The following is a 13,474-nucleotide window of genomic DNA, read 5'->3' as shown; positions in this document are numbered from 1 at the left end:
TTTTTGACAGTGTACGCGTTCGGGTGTACCATATTAGCATACTTACTAAAAGAGTGCTAAAAGGAGTGAAAGTATGGCTGAAAAAAAGGAATTCAAGGCAGAGTCGAAACGTCTGCTCGATCTTATGATCAATTCGATCTATACGCATAAAGAGATCTTCTTGCGAGAACTGATTTCAAACGCGTCCGACGCTATCGATAAATATTATTATTATGCGTTGCAAAATCATCAAGATCCAGGAGATCTTGCGATCAATATTCAATTGGATGTTGAAAATCGGCTGCTGACGATCCAAGACGATGGGATCGGTATGGATAAAGAAGAGCTAGAAGAAAATTTAGGAACGATCGCAAAAAGTGGTTCTTTAGCTTTTAAAGAGGAATTGGCGAAAAAAGAAAAAGGCGAGAGCGATGTCGATATCATTGGCCAATTTGGTGTTGGTTTCTATGCGGCATTCATGGTTGCGAAAGAAGTCAAAGTGATTTCGAAAAAAGCAGGAAGCGATGAAGCTTATGAATGGGTAAGCGATGGCGCGAATGGATATACGATCGAGCCAGCGATCAAAGAAGGGCATGGTACGACAGTTATCTTGAGCTTGAAAGAAGATGACGATACGGAGCGCTATTCGCAATATCTAGACTCGAATCAAATTAGCGATCTCGTCAAAAAGTATTCAGATTTTATCCGCTATCCGATCAAGATGGATGTGGAAGTGGAACGGATGATCGAGAGCACAAAGGATCAAGAAGTTCCTGAATATGAAACGGTTAAAGAAAACAAGACGCTCAATTCTATGGTTCCATTATGGAAGCGTCCAAAATCGGAGATTACGAAAGAAGAGTTCGATCAATTCTATAAAGAACACTTTTACGATTATTCAGATCCAATGAAGACGATCTTCTTCAATGTTGAGGGAAATGTCAGTTTTACAGCGCTTCTTTATATTCCTAGTCATGTTCCAACGGGATTTTACTCGCAAGATTATAAACCAGGTCTACAATTGTATTCTCGGGGCGTGTTCATTATGGATCATTGCGAAGAGCTTTTGCCCGATTATTTGCGATTCGTCAAGGGCTTGGTAGATTCGCAAGATCTATCTTTGAATATTTCGCGTGAAATGCTTCAGCAAAATCATCAATTAAGGATCATTCGAAATCGGATCGAAAAGAAAGTGCTCAACGAATTATCGAGCATGCTTGTCAAAGATCGTAAAGAATATGAGACGTTCTGGAAGAACTTTGGTCTTGATCTGAAATTTGGTGTTTATAACAATTTTGGGCAAGATAAGGATAAATTAGAGAATTTGCTTTTGTTCAACAGCACGAAAGATGGACAGCTGACTACACTTTCTGAATATGTGGATCGAATGAAGGAAGATCAAAAGCCGATCTATTATGTCACGGGTTCTTCTCTAGAGTTGATGGAGAAACTTCCAATCGTTAAAAAGTTGGAGTCAAAAGGCTTTGAAGTGCTTCTTTTCAATGCGGAAGTGGATGAATTTGTCGTACAGACATTAATGGAGTATCGTGAACATTCATTCCAAAACGCTTCTCAAGGCGATCTAGATCTTGATAGCGAAGAAGAGAAGAAGGAGCTTGAAGAAAAGACGCAATCCAATCAATCTTTGCTTGATTTTATGAAAGAGACACTGAAGGGCGAGGTTGAAGACGTGCGTTTATCTTCTCGTCTTGTGGATGATCCAGTGACATTGGTCGCAGGCAATGGCATGTCTTTTGAAATGGAAAAAGTCTATGCTGCCTTGTCGGCTCAAAATGGAAATGCAGGAATGCCACCGATGAAAGCGACACGGATATTAGAGATCAATCCGAACAACGGGATTTTTGCGAAGCTGCAAAATTCTTATGAATCGGATCCAGAAAAAGCAAAGGAGATCACGAAAGTTTTATATGATCAAGCTTTATTGATCGAAGGCTTCCCGATCCAAGATCCGATCGAGTATTCTCGTTTGGTTTGTACGTTATTAAGCGATTGATCTGACAAAGAACGATTCGGGTTGAATCGTTCTTTTTTCGTTGTACGTGTAGTCATTCGGATTAAATGCTACACTAGAAGAAAGATCGAGGAGTATAAAATGAAATGTAAAGTAGAAAAGCTTTGTGGTGGCTGCAGCAACTTGAAGTGCTCGAAAGCGTTGCAAGCCAAACAAAAGCAAGAATATGTTGAAAACATCATGGAAAGGGCTGGCTTGCAAGTAAAAGTGGCGCCAGTGCTTATGGCAAAAAACGATTTGTATTATCGAAATAAAGTGATTGTAGGCTTTGCCAAGAACAAAGAAAAAAAAGTGTATTCGGGTCTGTATGCCGCTCATTCACATCGAGTCATCAATACAAGCGGCTGTCTTATGCAGCCAAAGCTTGTGAATGAGATCATCGATGAGATCACGCATTTGGTGGATTCGATGAAGATCGAGTTGTATAACGAAAAGACGGGGACAGGTCTTTTAAGACATGTGATGATTCGTTATGCTCATTCGACCAATCAAGTCATGGTTGTTTTTGTGACTTCGAAAGTTCAATTTCCTTCTCGCAGAAATCTGGTGAATGCGCTTGTTGAAAAATTTCCTCAAATCGTGACGATCGTTCAAAATATCAATACGCGGAACACGAGTGTCGTGATCCAAAATGAATCGATCGTGCTCTATGGAAAAGGAATGATCACGGATATTTTATGTGGGTTGAAGATTTCCTTTACGGCGAACTCTTTTTATCAGATTCATTCAGAGCAATGCGAGGAATTATATGAACTAGGAAAGAAGCTGCTGAATTTAAGGGCGCAAGATAAAGTGCTCGATACGTATTGCGGAGTAGGAACGATCGGGCTCACGCTAGCTAGCTCGTGTCGAGAAGTAACAGGCGTGGAACTGAATGAGGAAGCGATTCAAAATGCTCGTTTGAACGCGAAGCAAAATGGGATCAAGAACATTCGGTTTGTAGCGATGGATTCTACGATGTTTATGAGAGAAGCCCGTAAATTTCATCAAAAGTATGAGGCGATCATTTTAGATCCACCTCGCGCGGGAACGACGAAGGCGTTTATCGAGTCGGCTTGCTTCTTACAGCCGAATCGGATCTTGTACATTTCTTGCGATCCGAAGACCCAAGCTCGTGATTTGATCGTCTTCAAGCGTTTTGGATACTATACCGATGAGATCCATCCTGTTGATATGTTCCCTTATACAGAGCATATCGAAACGGTGGCTCTATTGACGAAAAGAAAGATGCGCAGCAATCAAACGCCGTTCAAGAACAAACATACCGTTCCTAAGACGCGTTCCAATTTCAAATCATCGAAATTTTCGAAAAAAACTAAATTTAAGAAGCGCTAAAAAACGGACTAGGTTTTATCTAATCCGTTTTTTTAATAGAGGACATTGACTTGTTCTTCTTTGAATTGTTTTTTCCGTTCTTGGGAGATCGAGCCTTCGAGAATACAACCTGTAAAATCGCTGACTTTTGCGAATTTATAGTTTCCTTGTTGGTTAAGTTTCGCGTTTTCGCACAACATATAGGTTTGTTTGGAATTTTCGAGAACGAGTGTTTTTAACATTCCTTCGTTTGCCATATAGGTGGTGACTTCGTTTTCGTCAAGGTCAACTCCAACGACGCCGATAAAAGATTGATCGAAACGAAAGTTTTTGACCATATTGTAGGCCATTGTTCCGATAAAGCCATCGCGCCCGTAGTCGAATTCTCCGCCAATCATGATCACATTGATCTCGCTATGGGAAAGAATCTGCACGACTTCGATCATATTGGAAACGACGGTGACAGGTAAATTGTTTTGTGCGAGGATCTTCGCTAGTTCAATATTGGTGGTTGAGATATCTAAAAATATGATCGTGCCTGGTTGGATCAAAGAATAGGCGATATTGGCGATTTTTCGTTTTGCTTCGGTGTTTACGTTTTTACGCTGGGCGGCAACTTCTCGGTGGACGTTTTGTTTGATCAAGATAGCCCCCCCGTATTTGCGTTTTAATTTACCTGCTTCTTCTAACGTATGGAGATCTTTTCGGATCAAATCTTCCGTGACGGAAAATTTTTCGCTTAAGTCTTTGACTCTAACTTTACCGTTTCGATTGAGCTCATCTAAGATGAGTGCATGTCTTTCTTCAACAAACATAAATATACCCCTCAAGATTCTGTGACCATCATAACATAGATTGATCAAAAAAAAGAAGACGACTCATCGTAGAGATGGATCGTCTTGTATTGCAAATTGGATCATTCGCTTAGATCTTCGCCGTTGGATGCGATTACCTTTTTATACCAGTAGAAAGAATCTTTGCGGAAACGGTCGAGTGTTTTAAGGTCGAATTCATCGCGGTCGACATAAATAAATCCATAGCGTTTTACCATTCCTTCGTGGGTAGAGATCAAATCGATCGCGCTCCATGGATTATATCCTAAAAATTCTGTACCATCGCTAATACTTTCTTGGATCTGGCGGATGTGATCTTGATAGTAGTGGATACGATAGGCGTCATGCACTTTTCCATCTTCTGTCAATGTATCGTAAGCGCCTAAGCCATTTTCAGTGACAAGAAGAGGCAAGTGGTAGCGAGAATACATTTCGCGCGTTGTGGCGCGGAAGCCAACTGGATCGATTTCCCAGCCAAATTCAGTTTTTGGTAAGTTTGGATTGTCGACTTGTTTAAAGATTCCAGCCATTTCTCTTCCAGATTGTTGGTCGCCCATTAGAGCTGTTTCTTCAGCCGCGTCTAAGTCGCTGGCCGCTACAGTAGCGGTGTTGTAGTAATTGAATCCGATAAAATCTGGATGCGCGTTTTTCATGGCTTCTTTATCGCCTGGCACAAATGTTGGTGTCGCGTCGTTTTCTTCAAGCCAAGACCAAACGATCGCATTGTAAATTCCATATACGGCCATGTCCAAGTAGAGCCAGTTTCGGATCGCGTTGAAGTTTTGGGCGGCTATGACATCTTCTGGCTTACAAGTGGCTGGGTAAACGAGGGAAATGTTTGGCGCTGGACCGATTTTAGCGTTTGGAAGCATTTCATGGCATAGTACCATGGCTTTGGCTTGAGCAACGAGCATATGGTGGTTTTGTTGGTAGATCTCTTTTAAAACGTTCGTGCAGTTTTCAGGCAGATGGAGGGTTCCGATCACTGGACCAGAAAGTGTCAATACGTTTTGTTCGTTGATCGTTAACCAATATTTAACTCGATCACCGTAATTTTCATAGAGAATACGTGCAAAATCTACGAACCATTGCACAGAGTCAGGATTACCCCAGCTTCCGCGTTCATCAAGGGTGGCTGGCATATCAAAGTGGAACATCGTGATGATCGGTTCGATTCCATATTTTAAGCATTCATTGATCAAATTATTATAGTACTCAATTCCTTTTGGATTGACTTCGCCAGTTCCTTTCGGCAAGATGCGTGTCCATGCGATCGAGAAGCGGTATGATTTGAAGCCCATTTCGGCCATGAGGGCAATATCTTCTTTATAACGATGATATTGGTCTGCGCACACTTTTAAATCGGAAGTTCCTTCTGGAATTTCTTTAACGTCTTGGCAGGATGGGCCTTTACCGTCTTCTAGGCTAGCTCCTTCGACTTGATAGGCTGAAGAGCTTGCGCCCCAAAGAAAGTCTTTTGGGAAAGGTTTTAAGCGTTTGTGTTTCATAGTATTCTCCTTTTCTTGTATCTGTTTTCAGTATAGCAAATGTGTTTTTAAAAAAGTATAGAGTTTCGTTCGATAAAAACGATGTTTCAAGATTTGTTTTAGATTTGTGAAAGAACTTAAAACAGAGTTTCATTTCGTTCTATTCTATGTAATTTCATAATTATCATATAAATCAGAGGGAATAATTCTATGTAATTTAAGGATTTATTTGCGAATTACATAGAATAGCGCTTTTGATAAGTTCTATAAGATTTAATACTATACGTCTCGGAAAGAACGAGTAGTTCTTTCAGAAAAGGAGCAATGTTTTATGAATTTATTTTGTGTTGTTGGTCAAGTAGCAGAAATACCGACCTTGAAAGAAACGGTGAGCGGGATCAAAGTGGCAAATGTCCTTTTAAAAGTGCAGCGTCCATTCGCGAACTCTGAAGGTGTTTATGAGTTTGATTTAATTCCTGTTGAGCTTTGGCGTGGGATTGCTGAAACTTTATGCAATGTCGCTTCCGAAGGGACATGGATCAGTGCAAAAGGTAGAATTTCGACAAGACCCTATGAAAAAGATGGGCGGACTTTCCATAACCCAACCTTTATCGCCGAATCGATCAAATACCTAAAATAAGTGAATGTTTTTCCATCCAAACAACTTCATCTTTTCTTAAATACATATCTTCTTATGTAAAAAAAGCACCTTCTCGGTGCTTTTTCCTGTTTATGCGGTCCAGTTTTTAAATTCTTCGTCAGTCGCCAGGACAAAATGGGAACCGCCAACATGGTGGTTGGATCCTTTAGTGTAGTCGATTCCGCTTGTTTCATAATCATATGAAAAAGAGCGGCGCTCTTTTTCAATGATTGGATTAGGTTCTGGGATCGCCGATAAAAGGGATCGCGTATATGGATGGATCGGATTTTTAAAAATCTCTTCGGTCGTTCCAGTTTCTACAAGATGTCCAAGATGCATGACGCCGATGCGATCTGAAATATATTTCACCATGCTTAGATCATGGGCGATAAATAAGAAAGCTGTATTCGTTTGTTTTTGGATCTTTTTCATCAAGTTCACGACTTGTGCCTGGATCGATACGTCAAGTGCGGAGATCGCTTCGTCAGCAATGATCAATTTTGGATCCATAACAAGGGCACGTGCGATTCCGATCCTTTGTCTTTGCCCTCCTGAAAACTGATGTGGATAACGATTGGCATGTTCTTTAGAAAGTCCTACAAGTTCTAGCATATCGTAAACTTTCTTTGCTCTCTCTTCCTGGCTTGAATAGAGGTGGTGAATATCAAGGCCTTCCGCCACGATATCCATGACTTTTTCGCGTGGATTTAGGCAAGCCATCGGATCTTGAAAGATCATTTGCATATTGGTGTGAAGAAATTTCCGGTCTTCTTTACTAAGTTTTCCAGAAATTGTTCGTCCGCAAAAAGTGATCGTTCCATCTGTTGGATCGTATAAACGGATGATCGAACGACCCGTTGTGCTTTTTCCAGAACCGGATTCTCCAACGAGTCCATATGTTTCTCCTGGAGCTATATAGAAATCGATGCCATCAACAGCTTTGACTGTAAAATTACGATTGACTTTAAAATGCTGTTTTAGGTTTTTAACATCTAAGATCGGTTCCATTACCAATTCGCCTCTTTTCTATTTTTTTCTATACGTGCTTTCAAGTCTTGCGGCATTTCTACTTTTGGAGCATTCGGAGCGGCAAGCCAAGATGCGACATGATGTGTTGGCGTGATTTCAAACATTGGAGGTGCGATCTTTTCATCGATCTTCAAAGCGAATGGATTTCTTGGCGCGAAAGCATCCCCTTTGATTTCTTTTAATAGATTTGGAGGAGTGCCTGGAATTGTGTAGAGTTCATCGCCGGCTGTGTCGACATCGGGCAGCGAAGCAAGAAGGCCCCACGTATATGGGTGTCTAGGACCATAGAAGATTTCGTTCACACTTCCTTTTTCGATGATCCTTCCTGCATACATGACATTGACAAAATCAGCGACTTTAGCAACGACGCCAAGATCATGCGTGATATAGATCACGGATAGGTTTTTCTTTTTTTGAATATCTTTGATCAGTTCCAAGATCTTGGCTTGGATCGTCACGTCAAGGGCGGTCGTTGGCTCGTCGCAGATTAAGATTTCTGGATCGCAAGAAAGCGCGATCGCGATAACGATTCTTTGTCGCATTCCTCCAGAAAGTTGATGCGGATAATTTTTCATTCGTTTTTCTGCATCTGTGATGCCGACGAGTTCAAGAAGCTGTACAGCACGGGCGTACGCTTCTTTTTTGGGGATCTTATAGTGGAAAAGCATCGCTTCCATCACTTGTTTTCCGATTGTCATCGTCGGATCCAAGGAAGTCATAGGATCTTGAAAGACCATGGCGATCCTCCGTCCTCGAATTTCGGATTGGATAAACTTTTTGGATTGTTGCGTGATATCGACAGTTTTGATTTCTTCTTCTTTCGCGTATCCTTCAGGGATCACGCCATCGTATTTTTGGGTTACCTCAGCAATCCGTTCTTTGGAAAGATCGGTGTAGGTAAATTCAATGGAGCCTTTGTTAATGACACCATTGGAGGCTAGAATTCCCATAACAGCTTTTGTGGTCACGGACTTTCCGGAGCCAGATTCACCAACGATAGCGATCGTTTCGCCTTCGTGTAAATCGAGATCAACGCCTCGAACGGCTTTGACTTCACCGTTGTCAGTTTTGAATGATATATCTAAATCGCGGATCTTCAAGATCTTTTTCTTTTTCGTCATCTCGAGCTCCTTTCTACATTTCTTTCATTTTTGGATCGAATGCATCACGCAATCCATCCGCGAGCAAGTTAAAGGAAAGCATCAAGATTCCAAGGATCACAACTGGGATAACGACCTGGTATGGAGTGACAAGGATCGTTTTAAAGCCGTCGTTGATCAAGGAACCTAGAGAAGCTTGTGGGGCGGGGATACCTAGGCCCACCATGGCTAAGAAAGCTTCATAGAAGATCGCATTGGGGATCGAAAACATTGCCATGATTATGATTTGTCCAAATATATTAGGAAGCACGTTTTTAAAGATGATGAAAAATCCGCTTGCGCCTAAAGTTTTTGAGGCGAGGATGAACTCTAATTCTTTGATCTTTAGCACTTGAGCGCGAGTGATCCGAGCCATCCCGATCCATTCTGTCAAGATCAAGGCAACGATGATCGTATAAAGCCCTGGTTTCATGATCAATAAAAGCAAGGTCAAAATTACGAGGGTCGGAATCGAGTTCACGATTTCTTGGAAACGTTGCATGATTGAATCGACCCAGCCGCCAAAATAACCGCTGATCATTCCATATAAGATTCCGATAAACACATTGACTAGAACGGCTGTTCCCGCTACGAACAACGAGATGCGGCATCCTTCCCAGCATCGAACCCAAAGGTCGCGTCCAAGCACATCGGTTCCAAAGTAATGGTAGACATTGGCTAGATCGCCAGTATATTGACGGATCCCACCTTCGCCATTGAACCAGCTCATCCATGTCAAACCAGGAATGCGTGGAGCCATACTTTGCTGGGCTGTGTCAACCGCATCAAAAGAGTAATGGGAAGTCATCGGTGCAACAAAAGAGATCACGATGAAGATCAGAATGATAATACCACCCACGATCGCTCCTTTATTTGACTTGAATTGGGTCCATACATCATGAAGGAAGGAGGAGGCAGGAACGTCTTCGTCGAATTCAAAACGAGTCGGTATGTCAATTAGTTCATAATCTTGCGGCATATAATGATAATCTTGAAGGAATTCATCAAGATCTTTTTGATTTTTGATCAATTTAGCCATTAGGATCGATCCCCCTTTCCAAGTCGAATTCTCGGATCAATGATTCCGTATAGAATGTCGATCACTAACATAACGACGATATACATGACAGAGTATAAGAATGAGACTGCCAATATGACGTTGTAGTCTCTGACTTCGATCGCTTTTACGAGTAAAGAACCTAATCCTGGGATCCCACAGATCTTTTCGATGACCATACTTCCGGTCATCAAACCTACGATGATCGGACCTAAGACAGTGATCATAGGAATAAGACAGTTGCGGATCGCATGGTGAAGGATCAAATGTTTATAGCTGATTCCTTTTGCTTCTGCAAGCTGGATGTATTCGCTTCCTAAAACCTCGATCATTTCAGATCGTGTGAAACGGGCAACATTGGCGATCACACCCATAGATAAGGCGACCATGGGAATGATGCTTGAGCGAATCGGGTCGGAGGCGTTGTATAAAACAGGAAGTACGGGCCATTTTACGCCAAAAGCGATCAAAAGCAGCAAACAAAATACGAAGGAGGGAATCGAGACACCTATTACAGCGAAGATGGTGGCGATCGAATCCCATATCGTATTTCGATTTAGAGCGGCAGCGATTCCTAGTAGGATTCCTATGATCGTTCCGATAAGCGTGGCTCCAATTCCTAGAGAAAAAGAAATGCCGATTCTTGGGGCCACTAATCCAGCAACACTCATATTTCTTTGGATCGCATACGAAATTCCAAAATCGCCTTTGAGCATATTGGTGATATAGATATAGAATTGTTCAAGTTCTGGCTTATCGAGTCCGTAGGCGGCGTAGATGGCTGCCTTTTGAGCTTCTGTCAACTTTTCATCGTTGAATGGAGTTCCTGGCATTAGTTTTAAGATCATGAAAAGAACGAATACGATTACAAACAAGGTGGCGGCTGCAATCAATAATCGCTTTAAAATATATTTTATGGTGGATTTATCCATGTTTGACTCCTTTCGTTTTTGATTTAAAAATGAGCTGCAAGAAGATTGGTAATCTTACAGCTCAAATACAGGTTATTCTTTCTTTTCTAGATTTTTGTAGATATAAGGAACACCTACGGCATGGTTTTCGATACCTGTAACATTTTTGTTGATAAGGCTTGCTCCACCTACTTGGAATACGCCGACTACAGGAACGTCGTTCATCAAGATCGCTTCAGCTTCTTGAAGTTTTTGCCAACGTTCTTCATCGGATTTCGCATTCGCTGCTTCCGCCATTTTCGCGTCGTATTCTTTGCTGGAATATTTTCCATAGTTATACGAATTTCCAGTCAACATTAGGTTCAAATATGTTGTAGGATCGGCGTAGTCTGGACCCCAGCGTGTCAATACCATATCAAAATCGCCGGCTTTTTGTTTTTCGATACGATTTTCTTTTTCTTGGCTGACCATCTCTACTGTGATTCCGTCTAATTGCTGAATCTGAGACTGAATAAACTCAGCGGCTGGTTTCGAAGGATCTGATGGCTCATAAAGAAGAGAAAGCGTGATTTCGTTAACACCGAGTTCTTGTTTTGCTTTATCCCAATATTCTTGTGCGGCTTTCAATCCGTCTTCAGCAAGCATATTGAAATACTCTGGAGCAGACTCACGATAATCTTTTCCATCAGGGCCTGTCGCAAGAGCTTCAGGGACAAAACCTCCACACACGATCGAACCGTCTTTCAATACGTTTTCTACGAGGTCTTCACGGTCGATCACTGTAGAAATCGCTTTTCTTAAGTTTTCGTTTTGAAGGTATTTGTTGTCATAATTGTACTGTAGATACCATAAATATCCTTCAAGCACAGTTGTATAAGCTTCGTTATCTTTGTATTTGTCAACAAGTGTAGAGTTTAATTTTGTGAAATCGGTATTTCCGCTTTCGAAATCAAGAGCCGATGTACTTGCTTCTGGAACGATATTGACGTTGATGCCGTCGACTTTCACGTTTTCTGCATCCCAATACGAATCGTTCTTTTCTAATACAAGTTTATTTCCTTTGCTCCAGCTCACTAATTTATACGGACCGTTCGCGATCAAGTTGTCGGCTGTCAATCCATATTGGTCACCTTGCTCTGTGGCATAGGCTTCATTTACAGGATAGAAAACTGGGAAGGACATCAAGCTAACGAAGTATGGACATTGTTTTGCGAGTGTCACTTCGAATGTTTTTTCGTCTTTGGCTGCGATCGCAAGATCTAAATCTGTATCGCCCGCTAAGATCTCATCCGCGTTTTTGATACATGCTCCATCCGATCCGAATAAGTAGGCATATTCAGCGGCTGGATTTTTGATCGTCGCATTCCATGCGTAAGTGAAATCTGCAGCTGTTACTGGCGTTCCATTAGACCATTCCGCGTCTCTTAAATGGAACGTATAGATCAAGCCATCATCGCTCACATCATAAGATTCTGCAAGTGCAGGAACAATATTTCCATCCTTGTCCATAGTTTCTAAACCTTCAACAGTAGCAGCGATCATTTCAAAAGACATACCATCTGTCGCGTATCTAGAGTCCATGGAGATTACATCATTTTCTTTTGCGAGCGTGACATAGTTTCCGTCAGATTTTTTAGTATCTGTTCCGGATCCACAGCCCACAAGAGAAATCAGCATCATTGAACTGCATGCCAATGATAAGAATTTCTTCATAAAATCTCCTCCTTGTGCTCATGTGATGAACACGTATAAAAATATTATCAACATTCATTGGACGAATGCAACAGTTTTCAAAGCTATAATTGAAAATATTTTCAATTGTAAAGAGGTTGTTTTATAGATTTTCATTTGTATCATTTAGATCCATTTTATAAAATTAAATAATATAGAGGTGAATAGGATGAAGGAAATCAAAATCCAGGAAATTGAAGGATTCAAGATCGGAAATGCTCAAAATATAGAAGGGGCGACGGGATGTACGGTGATCATAGCGCCCAAGGGAGCGAGTGCTGGTGTCGATGTTAGAGGCGGTGGTCCAGCCACAAGAGAAACGGATCTGCTTAGGCCAGAAAATATGGTTCAGAAGATCCATGCCGTTCTCTTATCTGGGGGGTCAGCCTTTGGCTTAGAAGCATCTAGCGGCGTAATGGAGTATTTGAAAGAACTTGGTGTTGGCTTTCAGCTTGGAGAATTGATCGTTCCGATCGTATGTCAAGCTTCGCTATTTGATTTAGGAGTCGGGGATCCGAACGCTTATCCAACAAAAGCGATGGGAAGAGAGGCATGCATAGCCGCGCAAGATTTTAATTTCGAACATGGAAATTTTGGAGCAGGAACAGGAGCGAGTGTCGGGAAATTACTTGGTTTTGATCATTCGATGAAGTCGGGTATAGGTTCTTGTGCTTTCCAGACCGGTAAACTACAAGTAGGTGCTGTGGTTGCCGTCAATGCTTGTGGGGATGTGTATGAACCAAATTCTTCGAAGCATGTTAGCGGCTTATATGATCCTGAAACGCTAAGCTTTTTGGATTCAGAACAACTCCTTGTTCAAATGAGCGAAACTCGAGCGCATGAAAACACTACGATTGGTTGTATTCTCACAAATGCTGATCTCACGAAAGCCCAAATGAAAAAAGTGGCTATGTTGGCTCAAGATGCCTTGGCGCGAACGATCCGACCAGTTCATACTTCGAATGACGGGGATACGGTGTTTGCGATGGCTTCAAATCTTGTTGAAGCAGATCTAAATGCGGTTGGTGTTTTAGCGGTCAAAGCATTGGAGCAGGCGATCGTAATTGCATGCAAGAGCGCAAGAGCCGCTTATGGTTTACGAGGTTATCAAGATCTTCGCAAGTAAATAGAGAAAAGGAAGTAAATTTGTGTGTTTTTTAGTTGACTTTATAGGGAGATGGAGGTATTCTAAACGAGCTGTTGAGGTTTCTCCTCAATCTGTCCTCTAAAAATATTCAAAAAATATTGAAAAAAGTGTTGACAGAACAGTTCATTCATGGTAATATGAGTGAGCGTTGAGGCAGAGAGCTTCAAGGCAGGGA

The 13,474-nt window shown here is 41.6% G+C and carries 11 protein-coding genes; 4 read left to right on the top strand and 7 right to left on the bottom strand.

Translation table 11 applies throughout. The features are described 5' to 3' along the window. The first annotated feature begins 73 nt into the window (after nucleotides 1-73). Together htpG and rlmD are read left to right on the top strand one after the other, a co-directional pair. Complete coding sequence (htpG, locus tag BO225_RS04040) at nucleotides 74-1,993, top strand: molecular chaperone HtpG (RefSeq protein WP_076340991.1); 1,920 nt, start codon at nucleotides 74-76, stop codon at nucleotides 1,991-1,993. A gap of 21 nt (nucleotides 1,994-2,014) precedes the next feature. Next, complete coding sequence (gene rlmD / locus BO225_RS04035) at nucleotides 2,015-3,346, top strand: 23S rRNA (uracil(1939)-C(5))-methyltransferase RlmD (protein ID WP_269843892.1); 1,332 nt, start codon at nucleotides 2,015-2,017, stop codon at nucleotides 3,344-3,346. 32 nt (nucleotides 3,347-3,378) lie between these two features. Here the strand turns inward: rlmD and BO225_RS04030 are convergent, their stop codons facing one another. Both BO225_RS04030 and BO225_RS04025 read right to left on the bottom strand, forming a co-directional pair. Next, entirely contained in the window at nucleotides 3,379-4,140 is a 762-nt protein-coding gene (locus BO225_RS04030) for a DeoR/GlpR family DNA-binding transcription regulator (protein ID WP_076340989.1), read from the bottom strand. Between the two features lie 101 nt (nucleotides 4,141-4,241). Next, a complete protein-coding gene (locus BO225_RS04025; RefSeq protein ID WP_076340988.1) occupies nucleotides 4,242-5,666 on the bottom strand; it encodes a glycoside hydrolase family 1 protein in 1,425 nt (474 codons plus the stop codon). Between the two features lie 310 nt (nucleotides 5,667-5,976). Between BO225_RS04025 and BO225_RS04020 the strand changes: the two genes are divergently transcribed. Continuing rightward, a complete protein-coding gene (locus BO225_RS04020) occupies nucleotides 5,977-6,285 on the top strand; it encodes a single-stranded DNA-binding protein (RefSeq protein ID WP_076340987.1) in 309 nt (102 codons plus the stop codon). A gap of 90 nt (nucleotides 6,286-6,375) precedes the next feature. Here BO225_RS04020 and BO225_RS04015 read toward each other — a convergent pair whose 3' ends face one another. The 5 genes from BO225_RS04015 to BO225_RS03995 form a co-directional block, all read right to left on the bottom strand. After that, nucleotides 6,376-7,293 (bottom strand): ABC transporter ATP-binding protein, encoded by a 918-nt coding sequence (locus tag BO225_RS04015; RefSeq protein ID WP_076340986.1) that lies wholly within the window; start codon nucleotides 7,291-7,293, stop codon nucleotides 6,376-6,378. Continuing rightward, nucleotides 7,293-8,435: an ABC transporter ATP-binding protein gene (locus BO225_RS04010; RefSeq protein WP_076340985.1), complete on the bottom strand. Its 1,143-nt coding sequence runs from the start codon at nucleotides 8,433-8,435 to the stop codon at nucleotides 7,293-7,295. Before BO225_RS04010 ends, BO225_RS04015 begins: the two co-directional genes overlap by 1 nt. Nucleotides 8,436-8,448: 13 nt before the next feature. After that, nucleotides 8,449-9,492, bottom strand: coding sequence for an ABC transporter permease (locus tag BO225_RS04005; protein WP_233120285.1), 1,044 nt, complete (start codon nucleotides 9,490-9,492; stop codon nucleotides 8,449-8,451). Beyond that, on the bottom strand, nucleotides 9,492-10,442 hold the full coding sequence (locus tag BO225_RS04000) for an ABC transporter permease (RefSeq protein ID WP_076340984.1): 951 nt from the start codon (nucleotides 10,440-10,442) through the stop codon (nucleotides 9,492-9,494). Before BO225_RS04000 ends, BO225_RS04005 begins: the two co-directional genes overlap by 1 nt. A gap of 72 nt (nucleotides 10,443-10,514) precedes the next feature. Beyond that, nucleotides 10,515-12,134: a peptide ABC transporter substrate-binding protein gene (locus BO225_RS03995; RefSeq protein ID WP_076340983.1), complete on the bottom strand. Its 1,620-nt coding sequence runs from the start codon at nucleotides 12,132-12,134 to the stop codon at nucleotides 10,515-10,517. Nucleotides 12,135-12,321: 187 nt separating this feature from the next. Between BO225_RS03995 and BO225_RS03990 the strand changes: the two genes are divergently transcribed. After that, nucleotides 12,322-13,278 carry a P1 family peptidase gene (locus BO225_RS03990; RefSeq protein WP_076340982.1) on the top strand — a complete coding sequence of 319 codons (957 nt, stop codon included), beginning with the start codon at nucleotides 12,322-12,324 and terminating at the stop codon, nucleotides 13,276-13,278. Nucleotides 13,279-13,474: the final 196 nt, after the last annotated feature.

This window comes from Dubosiella newyorkensis (genome assembly GCF_001945605.1).
GTDB lineage: Bacteria > Bacillota_I > Bacilli_A > Erysipelotrichales > Erysipelotrichaceae > Dubosiella > Dubosiella newyorkensis.
Note: the sequence above shows the minus strand (reverse complement) of the source record. Positions and strands in the feature narration are given on the sequence as shown.

Bases quoted from the DNA above. Each gene is read 5' to 3' on its own strand.
- BO225_RS03995 (WP_076340983.1), bottom strand. From the start codon at position 12,134: ATGAAGAAATTCTTATCATTGGCATGCAGTTCAATGATGCTGATTTCT.
- BO225_RS04010 (WP_076340985.1), bottom strand. From the start codon at position 8,435: ATGACGAAAAAGAAAAAGATCTTGAAGATCCGCGATTTAGATATATCA.
- BO225_RS04000 (WP_076340984.1), bottom strand. From the start codon at position 10,442: ATGGATAAATCCACCATAAAATATATTTTAAAGCGATTATTGATTGCA.
- htpG (WP_076340991.1), top strand. From the start codon at position 74: ATGGCTGAAAAAAAGGAATTCAAGGCAGAGTCGAAACGTCTGCTCGAT.
- BO225_RS04030 (WP_076340989.1), bottom strand. From the start codon at position 4,140: ATGTTTGTTGAAGAAAGACATGCACTCATCTTAGATGAGCTCAATCGA.
- BO225_RS04020 (WP_076340987.1), top strand. From the start codon at position 5,977: ATGAATTTATTTTGTGTTGTTGGTCAAGTAGCAGAAATACCGACCTTG.
- BO225_RS04015 (WP_076340986.1), bottom strand. From the start codon at position 7,293: ATGGAACCGATCTTAGATGTTAAAAACCTAAAACAGCATTTTAAAGTC.
- BO225_RS03990 (WP_076340982.1), top strand. From the start codon at position 12,322: ATGAAGGAAATCAAAATCCAGGAAATTGAAGGATTCAAGATCGGAAAT.
- BO225_RS04005 (WP_233120285.1), bottom strand. From the start codon at position 9,492: ATGGCTAAATTGATCAAAAATCAAAAAGATCTTGATGAATTCCTTCAA.
- BO225_RS04025 (WP_076340988.1), bottom strand. From the start codon at position 5,666: ATGAAACACAAACGCTTAAAACCTTTCCCAAAAGACTTTCTTTGGGGC.